The 16,622-nt window shown below is 63.5% G+C and carries 18 protein-coding genes; 3 read left to right on the top strand and 15 right to left on the bottom strand.

Annotated features, from left to right (window positions below; genetic code table 11):
* Window positions 1–25 precede the first annotated feature (25 nt).
* The 9 genes from J4G32_RS17860 to J4G32_RS17820 form a co-directional block, all read right to left on the bottom strand.
* Window positions 26–820 (bottom strand): enoyl-CoA hydratase/isomerase family protein, encoded by a 795-nt coding sequence (locus J4G32_RS17860; protein ID WP_210496863.1) that lies wholly within the window; start codon window positions 818–820, stop codon window positions 26–28.
* A 79-nt stretch (window positions 821–899) separates the two neighbouring features.
* Window positions 900–3,005: an acetate--CoA ligase family protein gene (locus J4G32_RS17855; protein WP_210496862.1), complete on the bottom strand. Its 2,106-nt coding sequence runs from the start codon at window positions 3,003–3,005 to the stop codon at window positions 900–902.
* A 12-nt stretch (window positions 3,006–3,017) separates the two neighbouring features.
* Window positions 3,018–4,253, bottom strand: coding sequence for an acyl-CoA dehydrogenase family protein (locus J4G32_RS17850; protein ID WP_210496861.1), 1,236 nt, complete (start codon window positions 4,251–4,253; stop codon window positions 3,018–3,020).
* 1 nt (window position 4,254) lies between these two features.
* A complete protein-coding gene (locus J4G32_RS17845) occupies window positions 4,255–4,677 on the bottom strand; it encodes a Zn-ribbon domain-containing OB-fold protein (RefSeq protein WP_210496860.1) in 423 nt (140 codons plus the stop codon).
* A 10-nt stretch (window positions 4,678–4,687) separates the two neighbouring features.
* On the bottom strand, window positions 4,688–5,854 hold the full coding sequence (locus J4G32_RS17840) for an acetyl-CoA acetyltransferase (RefSeq protein WP_210496859.1): 1,167 nt from the start codon (window positions 5,852–5,854) through the stop codon (window positions 4,688–4,690).
* Between the two features lie 4 nt (window positions 5,855–5,858).
* Window positions 5,859–6,314: a MaoC family dehydratase gene (locus J4G32_RS17835; protein WP_210496858.1), complete on the bottom strand. Its 456-nt coding sequence runs from the start codon at window positions 6,312–6,314 to the stop codon at window positions 5,859–5,861.
* The gene (locus J4G32_RS17830) at window positions 6,311–6,730 is read right to left on the bottom strand and encodes a MaoC family dehydratase (protein WP_210496857.1); all 420 of its coding nucleotides are present in this window, start codon (window positions 6,728–6,730) and stop codon (window positions 6,311–6,313) included. The genes J4G32_RS17835 and J4G32_RS17830 overlap by 4 nt, the downstream gene beginning before the upstream one ends.
* Before the next feature lie 2 nt (window positions 6,731–6,732).
* Window positions 6,733–7,644: an SDR family NAD(P)-dependent oxidoreductase gene (locus tag J4G32_RS17825; RefSeq protein ID WP_210496856.1), complete on the bottom strand. Its 912-nt coding sequence runs from the start codon at window positions 7,642–7,644 to the stop codon at window positions 6,733–6,735.
* A 98-nt stretch (window positions 7,645–7,742) separates the two neighbouring features.
* A complete protein-coding gene (locus J4G32_RS17820) occupies window positions 7,743–8,498 on the bottom strand; it encodes an SDR family NAD(P)-dependent oxidoreductase (RefSeq protein ID WP_210496855.1) in 756 nt (251 codons plus the stop codon).
* Between the two features lie 255 nt (window positions 8,499–8,753).
* On the opposite strand from J4G32_RS17820, the gene J4G32_RS17815 reads away from it, so the two are divergent.
* Window positions 8,754–9,635: an NmrA family NAD(P)-binding protein gene (locus J4G32_RS17815; RefSeq protein ID WP_210496854.1), complete on the top strand. Its 882-nt coding sequence runs from the start codon at window positions 8,754–8,756 to the stop codon at window positions 9,633–9,635.
* 16 nt (window positions 9,636–9,651) lie between these two features.
* Here the strand turns inward: J4G32_RS17815 and J4G32_RS17810 are convergent, their stop codons facing one another.
* Window positions 9,652–10,788, bottom strand: a complete 1,137-nt coding sequence (locus J4G32_RS17810) for an acyl-CoA dehydrogenase family protein (RefSeq protein WP_210496853.1) — start codon at window positions 10,786–10,788, stop codon at window positions 9,652–9,654.
* A gap of 143 nt (window positions 10,789–10,931) precedes the next feature.
* On the opposite strand from J4G32_RS17810, the gene J4G32_RS17805 reads away from it, so the two are divergent.
* Window positions 10,932–11,243 carry an NIPSNAP family protein gene (locus J4G32_RS17805; protein WP_210496852.1) on the top strand — a complete coding sequence of 104 codons (312 nt, stop codon included), beginning with the start codon at window positions 10,932–10,934 and terminating at the stop codon, window positions 11,241–11,243.
* Window positions 11,244–11,289: 46 nt separating this feature from the next.
* Here J4G32_RS17805 and J4G32_RS17800 read toward each other — a convergent pair whose 3' ends face one another.
* The 5 genes from J4G32_RS17800 to J4G32_RS17780 form a co-directional block, all read right to left on the bottom strand.
* Window positions 11,290–12,519, bottom strand: a complete 1,230-nt coding sequence (locus tag J4G32_RS17800; protein ID WP_210496851.1) for a CaiB/BaiF CoA transferase family protein — start codon at window positions 12,517–12,519, stop codon at window positions 11,290–11,292.
* 1 nt (window position 12,520) lies between these two features.
* A complete protein-coding gene (locus J4G32_RS17795; protein WP_210496850.1) occupies window positions 12,521–13,450 on the bottom strand; it encodes an electron transfer flavoprotein subunit alpha/FixB family protein in 930 nt (309 codons plus the stop codon).
* Window positions 13,451–13,476: 26 nt separating this feature from the next.
* On the bottom strand, window positions 13,477–14,226 hold the full coding sequence (locus tag J4G32_RS17790; RefSeq protein ID WP_210496849.1) for an electron transfer flavoprotein subunit beta/FixA family protein: 750 nt from the start codon (window positions 14,224–14,226) through the stop codon (window positions 13,477–13,479).
* 65 nt (window positions 14,227–14,291) lie between these two features.
* The gene (locus tag J4G32_RS17785) at window positions 14,292–14,645 is read right to left on the bottom strand and encodes a DUF4286 family protein (protein WP_210496848.1); all 354 of its coding nucleotides are present in this window, start codon (window positions 14,643–14,645) and stop codon (window positions 14,292–14,294) included.
* 120 nt (window positions 14,646–14,765) lie between these two features.
* Window positions 14,766–15,488, bottom strand: coding sequence for an SDR family NAD(P)-dependent oxidoreductase (locus tag J4G32_RS17780; RefSeq protein WP_210496847.1), 723 nt, complete (start codon window positions 15,486–15,488; stop codon window positions 14,766–14,768).
* A 209-nt stretch (window positions 15,489–15,697) separates the two neighbouring features.
* Between J4G32_RS17780 and J4G32_RS17775 the strand changes: the two genes are divergently transcribed.
* The gene (locus J4G32_RS17775) at window positions 15,698–16,543 is read left to right on the top strand and encodes an SDR family NAD(P)-dependent oxidoreductase (RefSeq protein ID WP_210496846.1); all 846 of its coding nucleotides are present in this window, start codon (window positions 15,698–15,700) and stop codon (window positions 16,541–16,543) included.
* The last annotated feature ends 79 nt before the right edge of the window (window positions 16,544–16,622 follow it).

Here is a 16,622-nt window from a genome sequence, read left to right as displayed (position 1 = left end):
AGTCGCGCTCAGCCCGCCACCGGGATCAGTTCCCGGTGAAGTTCGGCTTGCGCTTCTCGCTGAAGGCCTTGAGCGCCTCGAGATGGTCGTCGGTGCGGTTTGACAGGGCCTCGTAGGCCATGCAGGTGTCCATCATCGAATGGGCAAGCTGCTTGAGGCCGATATTGACCGCCGTCTTGGTCCACTTGATGGACTTCATTGCGCCCGATCCGATCTTCTTCGCGAAGGCATCGACCTTGGCGTCAAGCTCGGCTGCCGGCACCGCATAGTTGATCAGCCCCATCGCGGCCGCATCCTTGGCGGTCATGAGGTCGCCGGTCAGCAGATATTCCTTGGCGCGCGCATAGCCGATAAGCTGGGGCCAGATGATGGCGCCACCGTCGCCCGCCGCCAGACCAACTCGCACATGGGGGTCACCGATGCGGGCGTGATCCGCCGCAAAAATCACGTCGCAGAACAGGCCGATTGTCGCGCCGAGGCCGACCGCATCGCCGTTCATCTTGCAGATGAGAACCTTGTCGCAGTCCAGAATGCCGAACACGACTTTCTTTGCTTCCATGATGCCGAGCTCGAAGAGTTCCGGCTTCTCGTACATCTCCTGCATGCCGGCGATGTCGCCGCCTGCGCTGAAGGCCTTGCCGGCGCCCGTGAGGATGACGACGTCGATGGAGTGATCCATGCCGAGGTCGTAGAACACGCGCGAGGTTTCCTCGTGCATCGCCGCCGTCATGGCGTTCAGCGACTCAGGACGGTTGAACGTCACCGTCATGGTGCGGCCGCTCTGATCGAACTTGATGAATTTATAGCCTGAGTAATCCATTGCCTTGATCCTCCCGGAAAGCGGCGGGACGTTTTCCGTCCAAATGATTTTCTAACGGTAGTTCGAAAACTGTTGCAGTTCAAGCCCCGCGTCGCGGCACGACCAATGCGTCAAGGGCGACGACACCCTGGCCTTTTGGAAACGCCAGCACGGGATTGAGGTCGATTGTCTCGATATCGTCATGGTGCGCAGCAGCGAACTGCGAGATGCTGACCAGCAGATCGGCCAGCGCCTCGACGTCGGAGGCCGGCGCCCCGCGAACGCCGGCGAGCAGCGCCCGGCCGCGAATGTCGTCGATCATCCGCAGCGCCTCGGCGCGACCAAACGGTGCCAAGCGGAACGTGACGTCCTTCAGAACTTCCACGTGTACGCCGCCGAGCCCGAACATGACCGCCGGGCCGAAAACCGGATCGCGGCTGACGCCGATGATGGTCTCGACGCCCTTCTTGGCCATCGGGGCGACCAGCACCCCCTCAATGGACGCATCCGGCCGGTGCTGCGCCGCCCGGGCCATGAGGGTCGCGAAGCCCTCGGTGACAGCCTGGCGATCGGCAAGGCCGACAAGCACGCCGCCGATTTCCGTCTTATGCTCGATATCGGGCGAGACGATTTTCATCACGACCGGATAGCCGATCCCGTCTGCCGCCGAGCCCGCCGCGTCGGCAGCGGTCACCAGGCGTTCGTCCAGGAAAGGAATGCCGGCTTTTCCAAGCAGCTCCTTGGCGGCAAATTCGGACATCGCGCCCTCGCCAATCGGCGCTGCGGCTGCGACGCGGGGGACGTCCTCCACGTCATCGAAAGCGCGCGCGAAGCGGGTCAGCGCTGCCAGCGCCAGCACAGCGCGGTCGGAATCCTCAAAAACCAGGAAGCCGCTCTCCTCATATGCGCGCACCACGTCCTCGTCGCCAATCATCGCCATGGCGATGAGGCGATCGGGAAACCGCGAGCATCCGTCGGCAATCGCCTTCTTCAGGGGCCCCGACAGGGTGCGGGTATTCGGCACCGTCGAGAAGAACCCCAGCAGCGCGTCATAGCCGCCATCCTCCAGGATGACCTCCATGTTCTTGGCCAGGAGGTTCATGTCGTTGAGCGCCTGCGCGGTGGTGTCGACGGGATTTTCCACCGACGCGAAGGGCAGCAGAGCCTTGAGTTTCTGCTGCGCGGCGAGCGGCATCGGCGCCACATCGAGGCCGTGCTTTTCCGCCGAATCGGAGATGAGAACGCCAGCACCGCCGGACAGTGTCACCACGCCCAGCCGATTGCCTTTCGGGAAAATCCCGCGGGCGCACGCATAAGCCACGTCGATCTGCTCTTCCGTCGTCGCGGCGCGGTGGACGCCATATTGTCTGAACAACGCATCGTAGATGGCGTCCGAGCCCGCAAGCGAGGCCGTGTGCGAGCTTGCAGCCTTCGCGCCGACTTCCGAGCGGCCGACCTTCATCATCACGATGGGTTTACGGTTCTTGCGCGCAAGCTCCAACGCAGCCCGGAAGCGAGCGCCATCGCGCACCCCTTCCACATAGGCCATGATGACCTTGACGTCGGGCTGGCCTGCCATCCACTCGAGCGCCTCGGCCACGTCCACGTCAGCCTCGTTGCCGGTGGTGATCCAGTAATTGATTCCGATGCCGCGCCGCCGCGCCAGGTAGGCGATATGTGAGCCGTATGCGCCGCTCTGGCTGATGATGCCGAGCGGTCCCGCCTTGGGCATCTCGCGGTCGAGCGACTGCGTGAAGGTGCCGAAGAATCCGATTTGCGGGTTGAAGATGCCGAGGCAGTTTGGTCCAAGCAGGCGCAGCCCGCCTTCGCGCGCGATATCGGCGATGCGTTGCTGGATGGCGAGGCCTTCCTCGCCGCTCTCCGCGTAGCCGGCGGAAAAGATCACCGCGCCGCGCACGCCCTTGGCGATGCATTCCTTCACCGCGGCCTCTGTCAGTCCCGCGGGCACGGCGAGCAACGCCACATCTGGCACGGTCGGCACGTCCGCCAGTGACGCATAGGCCTTCAATCCCTGAACCGTCTGGCGATTGGGATTGACCGGATAAATCGGCCCCTTGAACCCACCCTCGATCAGATAGCGTACCGGGCGGCCGGAAATCCGTGTCGGATCGTCGGATGCGCCGAGGATAGCCACGGAAGTGGGTCGAAACAGATGGTCGAGGCTGGTGGGCGTGGCGTGCGTCATGGTCAGAAAGCCTTAGAAGTTGACGCCCGACACGATGAGCTCGCGCGCAATCGTCCGACGTTGAATTTCGCTGGTGCCGTCAGGAATGCGCATCGAGCGCGCGAACCGATAGCCTGCCTCGAGCCGAAGCTCGTTTGTCAGGCCCATGCCGCCGTGCACTTGCATGCAGCGGTCGAAAACCCGGTTGGCAGCCTCGGTGCAATGGAGCTTGACCATGGAGGTCTCGGCCAAAGCCCGATCGCCACGCTCCAGCTTCAGCGCACAATCCACGAGCATGGTTTCGGCCGCGTAGATATCGGCTGCGCTGTCGGCGATCAGGATCTGGACGGCCTGATGCTCGCCGATGGGTTTGTCGAACGTCTTGCGAACCTTGGCATAGGCAAGCGCCTGGTCCAGCGCCCAGCGGGCAAGCCCGATGCAAGTGGCGGACAAACCAAGACGTCCGGTATTGACGCCTTGCAGCGCGACCTTCAGCCCCTCATCGACAGCGCCTAGCCTGTGATCGTCCCGCACGCGCAGGCCGTCGAAGGACAGGATGCCGATTTCGGCGCCCAGCTGGCCCATGATCGGAATCGTCGAGACGACCGAAAAGCCGGGCGCCTTGGTGTCGACGAAGAACCCGGTGATGCCGCCCTTGCGCTGTGCGGCGCGCTCGGGATCGGTCACCGCGAAGATCATTGCGTAATCCGCGTAGGGACCATTGGTGATCCACTGCTTCGAACCGGTGATGATCCACTCGTCGCCATCGCGCACCGCGCGCGTTTTCATGGCAAACACGTCGGAACCTGCATCGGGTTCGCTGAGGCCGAAGCAGAGTGTCTTCTCGCCGCTCGCGAGATCGGGCAGATACCGGTCCCGCACGGATGGCGAGAGATTGGTCAGGAGCGGCGACAGCCCGTTGGTGAAGGGCGACGGAATGACGACCGGGTGGACGAGCACGCGGCCGGGTCCGCAATGGGCCGACAGCACCCAGTTGAGATAGACGGCAGCCACGGGACCAAGCCCGCCGCCACCGATCGCCTCAGGCCCGAACATCGTGTAAAAGCCCTGGCGTGACGAGCGCTCGCGGACCTCCCGCTTCAGCGCCTCGACCTCGGGCGTAAAACGTCCCTTCTCGTCGAAGATCGTGCGGTCGCTCGACAGCAGCGCCTTGTTGGCGGACTCGATCGGAACCACCTCCTGATCGACGAAGCGGATCAGGCTTTCGCCAATGGCGACGATCTCTTCCGGAACGTGAATCGGCTTCATGTCAGGCATTGTCCAATGTGAACTTCGGCAGCGTGACCTCCGGCGTCACGTCATCGAACGACACCGTCACGCGGTCGCCAATGCGCACCGCCTCGACATCGCTCGTGACGATGTTGGTGAGCATGCGCGGGCCCTCATCCAGTGCGATCATGGCGATCACGTAAGGAACGTCGGGTGCGAAGACGGGGCCAGCGGGCTTGCGGGCGATGGTGTAGGAGTAGATCTCGCCTTTGCCGCTCACGTCCGTCCATTCGAGATCGTCCGAATGACAATGGGGGCAAAGCTCGCGCGGATAGAAATGGTGTTTCCCGCAGGACCGGCAGCGCGGGATCGACAGGCGATGCTCGCGGGCCGCATCCCAGAAGGGCTTGGTGCCGGGATCGATGACGGGAAGGGGTTTGTCGTAGGCTGCTGCTTCGGTCATGTGGGATTCCTCAATGGTTGGCGAGGATCACGGTGCCGCCGGACGACAGCGTTCCCCCGGTCCCGTGAACGAGCGCGGTCTTGGCGCCTGCAACCTGGCGATCCCCGGCCTCGCCGCGAAGCTGACGGACCGCCTCGACCAGCAGGAAGATGCCGTACATGCCGGGGTGACAGTAGGACAGGCCGCCGCCATTGGTGTTGAGCGGAAACGCGCCGCCCGGCGCCGTGCGCTGGTTGGCCACGAACTGTCCCCCCTCGCCACGCTTGCAGAAGCCAAGCGCCTCGAGCGTCAGCAGAACTGTGATCGTGAAGCTGTCGTAGCATTCGACCACGTCGATCGCATCGCGGCTGATGCCTGCCATGTCGAAGGCGGCCTTGCTCGACATCTCGGCGGCCGTGAGCCTTGCGAGATCCGGCATGGCGCCGATGCTCCAATGCGTGTGCGCCTCGCCGTAGCCGCGAATATTGACGGCCCGGCTGCCATGCGCCTTGGCGTTCTCGGCCGTGGTCATGACGACAGCGCCCGCGCCATCCGTGACGAGGCAGCAATCGAGAAGCTTCAACGGGTCGGAGATTCGGGTCGAAGCCATCACGTCATCGATGGTGATGGGATCGCGCATGGTGGCGGCCGGGTTGAGGCTGGCCCATTTGCGTGTCGCAACGGCGACTTCGGCCAGCTGCTCCTGGGTGGTGCCATGCTCATGCATGTGGCGCTTGGCCGCCATGGCATAGCCACCGACCGGCTGCGGAATGCCCCAGACATTTTCGAATTGCATGGTGAGCACCGGCGGGCGTCCGCCAAGAGTGCGACTGCGTTCGCTCTTCTGCGTGCTGCCATAAACGATGAGCGCCACGTCGCAATAGCCGCTCTCGATCGCCATCGCCGCGTGGGCCACGTGGGCCTCGAAGGCGGAACCGCCGATATTCGTCGTGTCGGCGAACCGCGGGAAGATGCCCAGATATTCGCCAAGCGTGACGGAGGCGAGCTGGCCCGGACCAGGCACGCCCCAGAGACCTGCAACGAGCAGACCATCTACATCGCGCATGGCGATGCCGGCGTCGTCGAGCGCCGCCTTGGCGGCCCGCGCCTGAACCTGCAGAACTGAGCCGCCGCCGACGACCCGGCCATCCTTGAGCGGCACGTCGCCGACACCTACGATCACTGCTTCACGCGCCATGATTTCAGGCCTTCCTTACTTCGATTGGCTGGAGGGCGGTCCCGGCGAGAATCTGCCGATCGCCGGCCTTGCAGATCAGTTTGACCTGCGATGCCAGCCTGCCTTCCGACGAGATGACATCTTCGACGACACCGGAGATCTCCAGATGATCGCCGGTATAGACCGGACCCACGAAAGCGATGTCGATCTCGCCGCATTCGTCGAACTGGCCATCGGTCCAGTCATTGAGCATCTGCGCTACGAAGGCGAGCGTCATGAGCCCGTGCGCGATGGTGCGGCCGAACGGCCCGGTCCTGGAAAATTCTGGATCGACGTGGATGGGATTGAAGTCACCCGATGCTTTTGCGTAGGCGTCGATCATCGGCTGCGTCACGTCCCGTGTCAGGACAGGGAGTGTCGCACCGACAGCAAAGCGCTGAGGAACATTGGACATCGCGGAGCGTGCGTCAGGTGAAGTCATTGATCTCTTCCCCAGATCGACGTGACCCGTCCGCTGGCCACGACAGTGCCGTCCTCGCTGCGGGCCTCGAACGACGAGACGATGTAAGGCCGCTCCTTGCGCACGTACTTGTCCACGATGCGAGCCTGGATCTTCAGCGTTTCGCCCACCGCAAGCGGGCGATGGAATCGAAGAGCCTGCTTGGCATGAATCCCGCCGGGCGGGCTTCGCCGGGCGTTCAACAGGTCGATGAGGTACACAGATGCGATCATCGACGGCGCGCGTCGCGACCCATCAGCGGAGCGGTAGCGCGGATCATCATTACCGGTGGCTGCGAGAAACCCATCGACCACGGCGGCGCTGACCTCGAACCGGAGCGGTTCCGGCGGGTAGAGATCGCCGATGGCGACCTCGTCATAGCGCTTGAAGTCGGCCATCGTCAGACCGGGTTCCAGGAAAAGACATCGCGCGACATTTCCAGCGGAATGAAGGACGGCTTGAGCGTCGGCAGCATGTGGTCGCGAAGGGTCTCGGGCGTCCAGCCTTCCGAGCGATGAACCGAGCGCAGGGGCCGCGGCTGGCTCATGAGGAAGATCTCGTTTCCGCGCACCGCCAGGATCTGTCCGTTGACATCCTTGGCGTCTTCGCTTGCCAGGAAGACCGCGAGCGTCGCGATCTTGTCGGGGGTCAGCATTCTGAGGTTCTTCAGTCGCTCTTCCTGATCCGGTGTGTTCGGAATCGAGCCGACCATGCGGCTCCAGGCGAAGGGCGAGATGCAGTTCGAGCGGACGTTGAAGCGCGCCATATCGAGGGCCAGCGATTTCGACAGACCGACAATACCCATCTTGGCAGCGGAGTAGTTCGCCTGACCGGGATTTCCCACGAGACCCGACGTGGAGGTCATGTGGACGAAGGTGCCGCTCTCTTGCTTGCGGAAATGCTCGGCGGCCGCGCGGCTGACATTGTAGCTGCCGTACAGGTGAACCTTGAGGACCGAATCCCAGTCCTCGTCCGTCATCTTGTGGAAGATGACGTCGCGCAGGATGCCGGCGTTGTTGACGACGATGTCGATCTTGCCGAACGTGTCGACAGCGGTCTTGACCATGGCACGCGCCTGCTCCGAATCGGAGACCGACCCGAAATCCGCGACCGCCTCGCCGCCAGCGCTCTTGATCTCGCGCACGACTTCACGGGCAGGCGCATCGCTCTCGTCTTTTCCCTCGAGCGACACGCCGGGATCGTTGACCACGACCTTGGCGCCGTAGGCTGCCATCATCATGGCGATCTCTCGGCCGATGCCGCGTCCGGCTCCTGTCACCAGGGCCACTTTGTTTTCCAGCATCTTTCCCATGTCAGGGGCGCCTTTTCATGTGTTGCAGCTTCTGCAAATATTAAAACCAACGTGTGCTCTCTGCGCGATCGCCCGCCAATGGCGATCGTCGCGGACCGTCAAACCATCCAGCGTCCGCCGTCGACGACGACCGATTGGCCCGTCATGTAGCGAGAATCCTCGCTTGCAAGGAAGGCCGCTGTGGCCGCGATATCCTCGGGTTCGGCGAAGAACCCCAGCGGGATCGACTGGCGGATCTTCTCGAGGATGTCCTCGGAAATATTGCCGATGATGCGCGTCTTGGTCACACCGGGGCAGATCGCGTTGACGTTCACGCGGAATGGCGCCAGCTCGCGGGCCAGCGAGCGGGTGAACCCGATCACACCCATTTTGGCAGCAGCATATTCGGACAATCCGACCTCGCCGGCCAGACCCGCATTGGACGCGACGTTCACGATCTTGCCCTTGCCGGCCTCCCGCATGGCGGGAACAACCTGGCGCGACGAGATCAGCGTCGACATCAGCGAGACTTCCAGCACGAAGCGCCACACCTCCGACGATGAGGCATAAAACTCTGACGCGCGCTGACGGGCACTCTGCCCGACATTGTTCATGAGAATGTCGACGAAGCCTGCCTCGGCATAAATCCGTTTGAAGGCGTCCGCCACGACGTCCTCATCGGTGCAGTTGGCCGTGATCGTCAGCACCGTTGCGCCCGCTTCGCGCGCCTTATCCGCCGTGACGGCGAGGCCTTCCTCTTCCATGTCGATGATGGCGAGATTGGCGCCCTCGGATGCGAACCGGAGGGCCGATGCACGGCCGATGCCATTTGCTGCACCCGTGACGACGGCGAGTTTTCCTTCAAGACGACGCATGCCCGACCTCCCTGATGTGCCGCGAGCGCTGACGCGCTGATGGCGGATCTCTTCGGATCCAAACTGACGGCTCCCACCTTGGCCAGGGAGGGCCTTCGCAAAAACTAACACTCGTTCGAAAACAGCGCAAGCGCCGATTCCGCGCGCCGCCTGACTTTCGTTCCCTGTCAAAGGCCGCGCCTGCGTGCTCTGGACACAGGCGCGGCCGTTCCTCTATAAAAATGAACATATGTTAGATTTTAGGATACGGCGAGCATGACCAGACGGATCTTGGTGACCGGCGCGACCGGAACGGTGGGCGGAGCGGCCATGAGAGCGCTCGCACCGGATGCTGCCGCTGGCGCGATCGAACTGCTGGGGGCCACGCGCAGCGATGCCGGAGCCGCGAGACTGCGCGAATCCGGCTTCGAACCGGTGGCGTTCGACTATGACGACCCCAGGACACTGCGGCCTGCACTCGAGGGCGTGGATTCCATCTTCCTGGTGACGGGCTACAGCGTCGACATGATGATCCAGTCGAAGCGCCTGCTGGACGCCGCCAAGGCGGCCCGCGTGCCGCATATCGTTCATCTCGGCGCGCTGGCGGCAGATGACACACCCTACGCCCATTTCGGCTGGCATCAGCTCATCGAGCGCGCCATCGAGGCGATGGGCTTCTCGTTCACGCACCTGAGGCCCAACTTCTTCATCGATACCGTCTGGGGCGCGTTCCGCCATCGGCCCGACCGCGTGGTCCATTTCATCGGCGATCAACGCGTGAGCTGGATCTCGTCCGACGACATGGCGGCCGTCGCCGCAGCCGCCTTGCGCGAGCCCGACAAACACGCCGGACAGATCTATCCGCTCGCCATCGAGGCGCTGACCATGTCGGAGATCGCCGCAACCCTGTCCGACGTGACGCAGAACCCCGTGACCTACCAGCCAAGGCCCGCTGCGAGCCTGCTGCCCATCCTTCTCAAACAAGGCATGGAACCGGTCTATGCCACCAGTCTCGCAACGGGAGTCGCGGCCATCGAGGCGGGCGAGATGCCGCTCGCGGGCGCGGTCTACGACACGGTCGCGCGCGTGACCGGACGCCAGCCGATCACCTGGCGGGACTACGCCTCCGCGAGACGGACAGACCTCGCCGCCGGCTAGCGGCGGCGGGTCAGGTTCACAGCGTCCGGCCAATGAGCTCCTTCATGATCTCATTGGTGCCGGCATAGATGCGTTGCACACGCGCGTCCGCGAAAGCGCGCGTGATCGGATATTCCCACATATACCCGTAGCCGCCGTGAAGCTGCAGGCAGGCGTCCAGCACCTTGCCCTGCATCTCGCTCGTCCAGAGCTTGACCATGGCGGCCGTCGTGGTGTCGAGTTTGTCTTCGAGGACCAACTCCAGACAACGGTCGAGGAACACGCGTCCGACCTGCACTTCGGTCTTCATTTCGGCGAGGGTAAAGCGCGAGTTCTGGAATTCGATGATGGCCTTGCCGAAGGCGCGGCGCTGCTTCGTGTAGTCGATGGTCCAGCCCAGTGCCGCCTCGCAGCAGGACACGGCCTGGATGCCCACATGCATGCGCTCCCAGGCGAGTTCCTGCATCATATACGCAAACCCCTTGCCCTCCTCGCCGATGCGATTGGTGACAGGCACCCGCACATCGTTGAAGAAAAGCTCCGAGGTATCCTGCGCTTTCGTCCCCAGCTTCTTCAGCCGGCGCCCGCGCTGGAATCCGGCGCGATCGGCCTCCACCATCACGAGGCTGATGCCGCGGGCGCCTTCCGCCCGGTCGGTTTTGCAGGCCACGAGAAAGAGATCGGCCGTCTGGCCGTTGGTGATGAACGTCTTCTGACCCGAGATGATGTAATCGTCACCGTCGCGGATTGCGGTAGTGCGGATCGCCTGGAGGTCCGAGCCGCCGCCGGGTTCGGTCATGGCGATGGCCGCAATCGCGTCGCCGCTCGCCATCTTGGGCAGCCAAGCAAGCTTCTGCTCGGTCGTGCCGTAATGATGGATATAGGGTGCGACGATGTCGGAATGGAGCGCGAAGCCGAGACCGGTCAGGTTCAGCCGCGCCTGCTCTTCCATCAGAATGATCGAGTAGCGCCGGTCAGCGCCCACGCCGCCCCATTCCTCGGGAATGGCTACGCACAGAAAGCCCTGCTCGCCGGCCTTCTTCCACGCCCAGCGCGGGACTTCGCCTTTCTCTTCCCATTCTTCGTGATGGGGGGCGAGTTCGCGTTCCATGAAACGCCGGACGGACTCGCGGAACATCTCGTGTTCCTCGGAAAAGAGGGTTCGTTCTAACATATCGCCTCCCGGTGTTTCTTATCTGCCCGAAAGGCCGCAAAGGCGTTTCGGGCGACTGCGTCTATTCTAACATTTGTTTGAATTTAGTCGAGAACGGGATTAGCCTGCGGCCCGACATTTCGCACAATGAGGGGAACCCCGCCGTGATCATCGAGAAGCGCACCTACACGTTCCACCCGGGAAAACTCCAGGAATTCCTTGCCCTTTACGAGGCAGAGGGCCTCGCACTGCACACCAAGTACCTCAAGATGATCGGCTATTTCGTCACTGAGCTCGGCACGCTGAACCAGGTCATCACAATGTGGGGATACGACAACATGCAGCAGCGCGACGACCTGCGCGCCAAGCTTTATGCGGACCCGGAATGGATCGCGTTCGGGCCGAAAACGACGTCCTTTATCCAGACGATGGAAACGACCATCCTGAAGCCCACGAGCTTTTCGCCCATCCGCTGAAGACGTCAGGTCGAAACAACAGCGCGGGCCGGCGGAATGCCGCCCGTCACTCTCCCCCTGCGACCACCCCTCGCGCCTTGAGCTCGGCAATGTCGTCGCCCGACAGACCCAGCCCCGACAGCACTTCGGTTGTGTGCTCGCCCACGAGCGGCGCCCGATGAAACACGCCGCCGGGTGTTGCCGTCATGCGAACAGGCGTCGACGCGATGGTGACGGGTGTGGACGAGCCCGGATGCTCGACTTCTACCAGCATATTGCGGGCGGCCACATGCGGGTCCGCATAGATGTCGGCGGCCGTGTTGACGGGCCCAAACGGCACGCGTCCGTCGAGCGCCAGCGCGATTTCGGCCTTGGTGCGGGCCGACGTCCAGCCCTCCACGATCGCGACCGTTTCTCCCGAATGAGCAAGGCGGGCGTTGTTGGAAGAGAATCTCGGATCGTCCACCAGTTCGGGACGCCCCATGATCGTCGCCAGCTCGCGCCAGAACGAATCGCGCGGACAGCCGACGGTCACCTGGCCGTCCTTGGCCGCGAAGGTGCCGAATGGACACAGGATCGGGTGCTGGTTTCCCTCGGGCACGGGCGATTTTCCCACATAGGAGTACTGGTAGACGATGCGCTCGCACATGGCGAGAATCCCGTCATACATGGCCACGTCGACGAACTGCCCCTGCCCCGTGCGGCCCGCGTGATGCAAGGCCGCCATGATGCCGAAAGCCGCCAGCGAGGCTGGAAAGATGTCGCCAACGCCCGGCCCGATCTTCATGGGCGTCTGCGCATCGGGGCCGGTGATGCCCATCGCGCCGCCCATCGCCTGGGCGACGACGTCGAAGGCAGGCCGGTCGACGTAAGGACTGCTGCCGGTGCGCGGGTCGCCAAAGCCACGGATCGCCGCATAGACCAGCCGCGGATTGGCCGCCGCCAGCACTTCATAACCGATACCGAGGCGGTCCATGACACCGGCGCGGAAGTTCTCAACCACCACGTCGGCGTCTTTCGCGAGGCGCAGGAACAGCGCCTTGCCGTCCGGTGACTTGAGATCGAGCGCAACGCTCTTCTTGTTGCGGTTGGTGCTCTGAAAATACCCGCCGAAGTGATGAAGGGTATCATCCTCCCGAAACGGCCCGAAATGCCGCGTGGGATCGCCATTGACCGGCTCGATCTTGACGACGCTGGCACCTTGGTCGGCCAGCAGCATCGTGCAATAGGGCCCCGCCAGCATCTGGGTGAGGTCGACCACTTTCAGGCCGGCGAGTGCGCCGGAGACCTCTGTCATGTCATAGGGCCTTTTCGAGTTCCGGCAGGAGGGTGAACAGGTCACCGACAAGTCCGTAATCGGCGACCTGGAAGATGGGCGCCTCCTCATCCTTGTTGATGGCCACGATGAACTTCGAATCCTTCATGCCGGCCAGATGCTGGATGGCTCCGGAAATGCCGACGGCGATGTAGAGATCCGGCGCCACGACCTTGCCGGTCTGACCCACCTGCCAGTCGTTCGGCGCGTAGCCGGCATCGACAGCCGCCCGGCTTGCGCCGAGGGCTGCGCCGAGCTTGTCCGCGAGCGGGATCATGACCTCCTGAAACTTTTCGGCCGAGCCCAGCGCCCGACCGCCGGAAATGATGATCCGGGCAGATGTCAGTTCGGGGCGATCGCTGCTCGAGAGGTTGTTTTCCACGAAGGTCGACAGCCCGGGATCGGTCGCGGCCTGAACCGTCTCGACGGGAGCGGACCCGCCCTCGCCCGCCGCCTGGAACGACGCGGTGCGCACGGTGATGACCTTCTTGGCGTCAGTGGAGCGCACGGTCTGGATGGCGTTGCCCGCATAGACCGGGCGCTTGAAGGTGTCGGCCGAGATGACCTCCACGATTTCAGAGATCTGCGCCACATCGAGAAGCGCTGCAATGCGCGGCGCGACATTTTTGCCCGCTGCTGTCGCGGGGGCAACAATGACATCGTAGGAACCGGCCAACGACACTACCAGTGCGGCCAGCGGTTCAGCGAGGCGTTGCGCCAGTTCGGAGGCGTCCGCGAGCAGCACCTTGCGCGTGCCTGCCAGTTTCGCTGCCGCGTCGGCCGCTGCTTTCGCCTCGTGACCTGCCACAAGGATATCCACGCTGCCACCCATCTTCAGCGCTGCCGACAGCGCTTTGGCGGTCTGGTCCGACAGGGTGGCATTGTCGTGTTCGGCGATCAGAAGAATATCCATGATGATCTGTTTCCTCGTCGCGGCGCTTAGAGAACGCCGGCTTCGTTCTTGAGCTTGTCGACCAACTCGGCCACGGACTTGACCTTGACGCCCGCTTTCCGGCCGCCGGGCTCCTCGGTCTTGAGGACCTCGAGACGGGGCGTCACGTCGGCGCCGAAATCCGCCGGGCTCTTTTCGTCGAGGGGCTTCTTCTTGGCCTTCATGATGTTGGGCAGCGAGGCGTAGCGCGGCTGGTTGAGCCGCAGATCCGTCGTCACGATGGCCGGAAGCTTCAAGTCGATCGTCTGCAAGCCGCCATCGACCTCGCGGATCACGCGGGCCTTGTCGCCGTCGATCTCGACCTTCGACGCGAAGGTTCCCTGCGCCCAGCCGAGGAGGGCCGCAAGCATCTGTCCGGTCTGGTTGGCATCGTCGTCGATGGCCTGCTTTCCGAGGATGACGAGGCCTGGCTGTTCGGCCTCCACGACACCCTTCAGAACCTTGGCCACGCCGAGCGGCTCGACCGCGTGCTCGACCTTGACGAGGATGGCCCGGTCGGCGCCCATCGCGAGGGCGGTGCGCAGGGTTTCCTGCGCCTGCGCCGGCCCGATCGACACCACGACGATCTCGTCGACCTTGCCGGCCTCCTTGAGGCGGATCGCCTCTTCAACGGCGATTTCGTCAAACGGATTCATCGACATCTTGACGTTGGCGAGCTCGACTCCGGAGCCGTCGGACTTGACCCGGATCTTGACGTTGTAATCGACGACCCGCTTGACAGGGACGAGCACTTTCATGGGGCTTGTGACCTCTCCGATAGATGGCGCGCGCTTGCTTGGCGCGTCGAAATTTTGCGACAGAATCAGCCGGCGATCGCGGCAGGGCGCTCGACGCGCTCGGTGATCGGCTCGAAGATCCACACCATGCGCTCAGGCGAAAGAGCCGGCGACAACGGCATGGTTTCGGTCCCGCTCGCGGCTTTCAGGGCCGAGAGCGTGGTCGAGATGTCGTCGATCTCGATCTCGTAGACGGCCATGTATTTCCAGTCGAGCGGGCCCGCCCGATGCTGTGTCTCCGCGAGACGGTAGCGCTGGGCCGCGGTGACGCCCGGAAGCTTCAGGACGTCGGCCAAGTGGACGTTCGTGTACCACTCGTTGAATTCGTCGTCGCGACCATCGAGCGGGTTCGTCAGCGCAATCAGATTGTACTTCGCCATGCCTGCCATCCGTTTGGGACCGGCGACCGGCCGATCCTCTTCCCGATAAAATCTAACGGACGTTCGAAAGATTGGCAAGCGGCTTGCGAGCGGCACGTCGATCGCGCCGACGGAGAGCCCTTATTGCGCGGTGTAGCCGCCGTCCACGCGCAGGTCTGCGCCCGTTATGAAGGTTGCGCGCTGGGACGCGAGATACCACACGGCGTTGGCGATATCCGCGGGCTTGCCGGTATGGCCGATGGGATGCAGGGGGGCGAGATGCGCCTCGGCGGCCTCCTCCGAACCGAACAACTCGATCAGCCGATCGGTGGCGATTCCGCCTGGCGAGATGGAATTGACGCGGATGCCGAGCGCCGCCGTATCCAGCGCCAGAGACCGGGTGAATGCCAGGATCGCACCCTTGGTGGTCGAATACGCGACGCGCCCCGGGGAGCCCACATGGGCAAAGGTCGACGCCAGATTGATGATCCGTCCGCCACTCCCCATGAGCCCGAGGGCGCTGCGGGTCACATTGAAAACGCCCGTGACGTTGACCGCCAGCGTGCGCTGCCATTCCTCGGCCGAAAGCTCCGTGATCGGCACAGCGCGGGTGACGGTTGCGGCGTTATTGACGAGGATGTCGAGGGAGCAGTCGGCTCCCAGTTGAGCGAAGAACGCCTCTACGGCCGACAAATCGGCGATGTCGCATTTGTGAAGACTGACGTGACCGTCGAGCGGCGCCTGCTCGAACGTGTCGAGAGAGTGAACATGAGCGCCCTCGGCCGCGAACATCGCCACGATGGCCCGCCCGATCCCGCGCCCGCCGCCTGTCACCACGCAGACCTGGCGATCGAATTCTGACATTGCCGCGTCCTCTTCTGTTTGCGCTGCCCGAGCGCGTAGCCGGCCCTCACAGGACGGCGTGGAGCAGTCTCTCCCGGGCAGCGGAATTGGCCAATCGTGAAGCCAAGCTGTCATTGACTTAAATATCTAACGAATGTTAGATTATGCAACAGTCATGAAATGACGCTGTCCAGCAACCCTCGATGTCCTGCAGGTGAGAAGAATTGTCCATGCGGCCAACGTCGAGTGACGCTCGTTTCGACTTCACCGGGTCCACCGTGCTGGTTACCGGCGCGGCCTCCGGCATCGGAGAAGCGACCGCGCGGGCATTGTCGAAGGCTGGCGCGGCCGTCGGGATTGGCGACATCGCGACCGACGCCGCACAAGCCATCGTGTCCGCGATTGCCGCCGAGGGTGGCAAGGCCATCGCTCTCCCCTTCGACGTGCGCGATGCCGACGCGACGGAAAACGCGGTCGCCACGCTGGAGGCGGCCTTCGGCCCCATCACCGGCCTCGTGACCGCCGCCGGCCTCTCACGGCCCTCGCCTGCCGAATCCATGGACGAGGCGACCTGGGATCTTGTGGTCGACACCAATCTCAAAGGCATGTTCCTGTCCTGCCAGTCGGCAGGGCGGCGCATGCTCGCCCACGGGCGCGGCGCGATCGTCAATATCGCGTCCGTCAATTCGCTCGGCGGCTCGGCCGGCCGGGCCAATTACTGCTCGTCCAAATTCGGCATCACCGGGCTGACGGACGTCCTGGCGATCGAATGGGGACGGCGCGGCATCCGCGTCAACGCCGTCGCGCCAAACGGCGTCGACACACCGCTCGTCCGCAAGGGGATTCCGCCGCGCTATCTTGAGGACGTGCTCGTGAACCGCACGCCCCTCGGCCGCATGGCGCAGCCGGAGGAAATCGCCGCCGTGGTTCTCTTTCTGCTGTCCGATTCCGCCTCCTACGTCACCGGCGCGCTGGTGCCGGTCGATGGGGGATTGTGCGCGGGCTACTACACCAATCGCCAGGGAGCGGATCTCGGATCAAACGCTCTTCTCAGCGCAGGAGTCTACGCAGAGTAACGGGGCCTGCTCGCCCACGAATAGCCGTTGACCGGCCCCAAAAGCTAACTACCGTTAGATAGATAAATAAAAGGAGGGA

The organism is Microvirga antarctica (assembly GCF_017921815.1).
Classification (GTDB): domain Bacteria; phylum Pseudomonadota; class Alphaproteobacteria; order Rhizobiales; family Beijerinckiaceae; genus Microvirga; species Microvirga antarctica.
The sequence above is the reverse complement of the archived record's forward strand: the minus strand, read 5'-3'. Positions and strand labels throughout refer to the sequence as shown.

Excerpts from the sequence above, each read along its gene's own strand:
- J4G32_RS17830 (WP_210496857.1), bottom strand. The coding sequence starts at position 6,730 with ATGGCCGACTTCAAGCGCTATGACGAGGTCGCCATCGGCGATCTCTAC.
- J4G32_RS17860 (WP_210496863.1), bottom strand. The coding sequence starts at position 820 with ATGGATTACTCAGGCTATAAATTCATCAAGTTCGATCAGAGCGGCCGC.
- J4G32_RS17815 (WP_210496854.1), top strand. The coding sequence starts at position 8,754 with ATGACCAGACGGATCTTGGTGACCGGCGCGACCGGAACGGTGGGCGGA.
- J4G32_RS17845 (WP_210496860.1), bottom strand. The coding sequence starts at position 4,677 with ATGACCGAAGCAGCAGCCTACGACAAACCCCTTCCCGTCATCGATCCC.
- J4G32_RS17775 (WP_210496846.1), top strand. The coding sequence starts at position 15,698 with ATGCGGCCAACGTCGAGTGACGCTCGTTTCGACTTCACCGGGTCCACC.
- J4G32_RS17820 (WP_210496855.1), bottom strand. The coding sequence starts at position 8,498 with ATGCGTCGTCTTGAAGGAAAACTCGCCGTCGTCACGGGTGCAGCAAAT.
- J4G32_RS17850 (WP_210496861.1), bottom strand. The coding sequence starts at position 4,253 with ATGAAGCCGATTCACGTTCCGGAAGAGATCGTCGCCATTGGCGAAAGC.
- J4G32_RS17800 (WP_210496851.1), bottom strand. The coding sequence starts at position 12,519 with ATGACAGAGGTCTCCGGCGCACTCGCCGGCCTGAAAGTGGTCGACCTC.
- J4G32_RS17855 (WP_210496862.1), bottom strand. The coding sequence starts at position 3,005 with ATGACGCACGCCACGCCCACCAGCCTCGACCATCTGTTTCGACCCACT.
- J4G32_RS17785 (WP_210496848.1), bottom strand. The coding sequence starts at position 14,645 with ATGGCGAAGTACAATCTGATTGCGCTGACGAACCCGCTCGATGGTCGC.
- J4G32_RS17825 (WP_210496856.1), bottom strand. The coding sequence starts at position 7,644 with ATGGGAAAGATGCTGGAAAACAAAGTGGCCCTGGTGACAGGAGCCGGA.
- J4G32_RS17790 (WP_210496849.1), bottom strand. The coding sequence starts at position 14,226 with ATGAAAGTGCTCGTCCCTGTCAAGCGGGTCGTCGATTACAACGTCAAG.
- J4G32_RS17840 (WP_210496859.1), bottom strand. The coding sequence starts at position 5,854 with ATGGCGCGTGAAGCAGTGATCGTAGGTGTCGGCGACGTGCCGCTCAAG.
- J4G32_RS17795 (WP_210496850.1), bottom strand. The coding sequence starts at position 13,450 with ATGGATATTCTTCTGATCGCCGAACACGACAATGCCACCCTGTCGGAC.
- J4G32_RS17835 (WP_210496858.1), bottom strand. The coding sequence starts at position 6,314 with ATGACTTCACCTGACGCACGCTCCGCGATGTCCAATGTTCCTCAGCGC.
- J4G32_RS17810 (WP_210496853.1), bottom strand. The coding sequence starts at position 10,788 with ATGTTAGAACGAACCCTCTTTTCCGAGGAACACGAGATGTTCCGCGAG.
- J4G32_RS17780 (WP_210496847.1), bottom strand. The coding sequence starts at position 15,488 with ATGTCAGAATTCGATCGCCAGGTCTGCGTGGTGACAGGCGGCGGGCGC.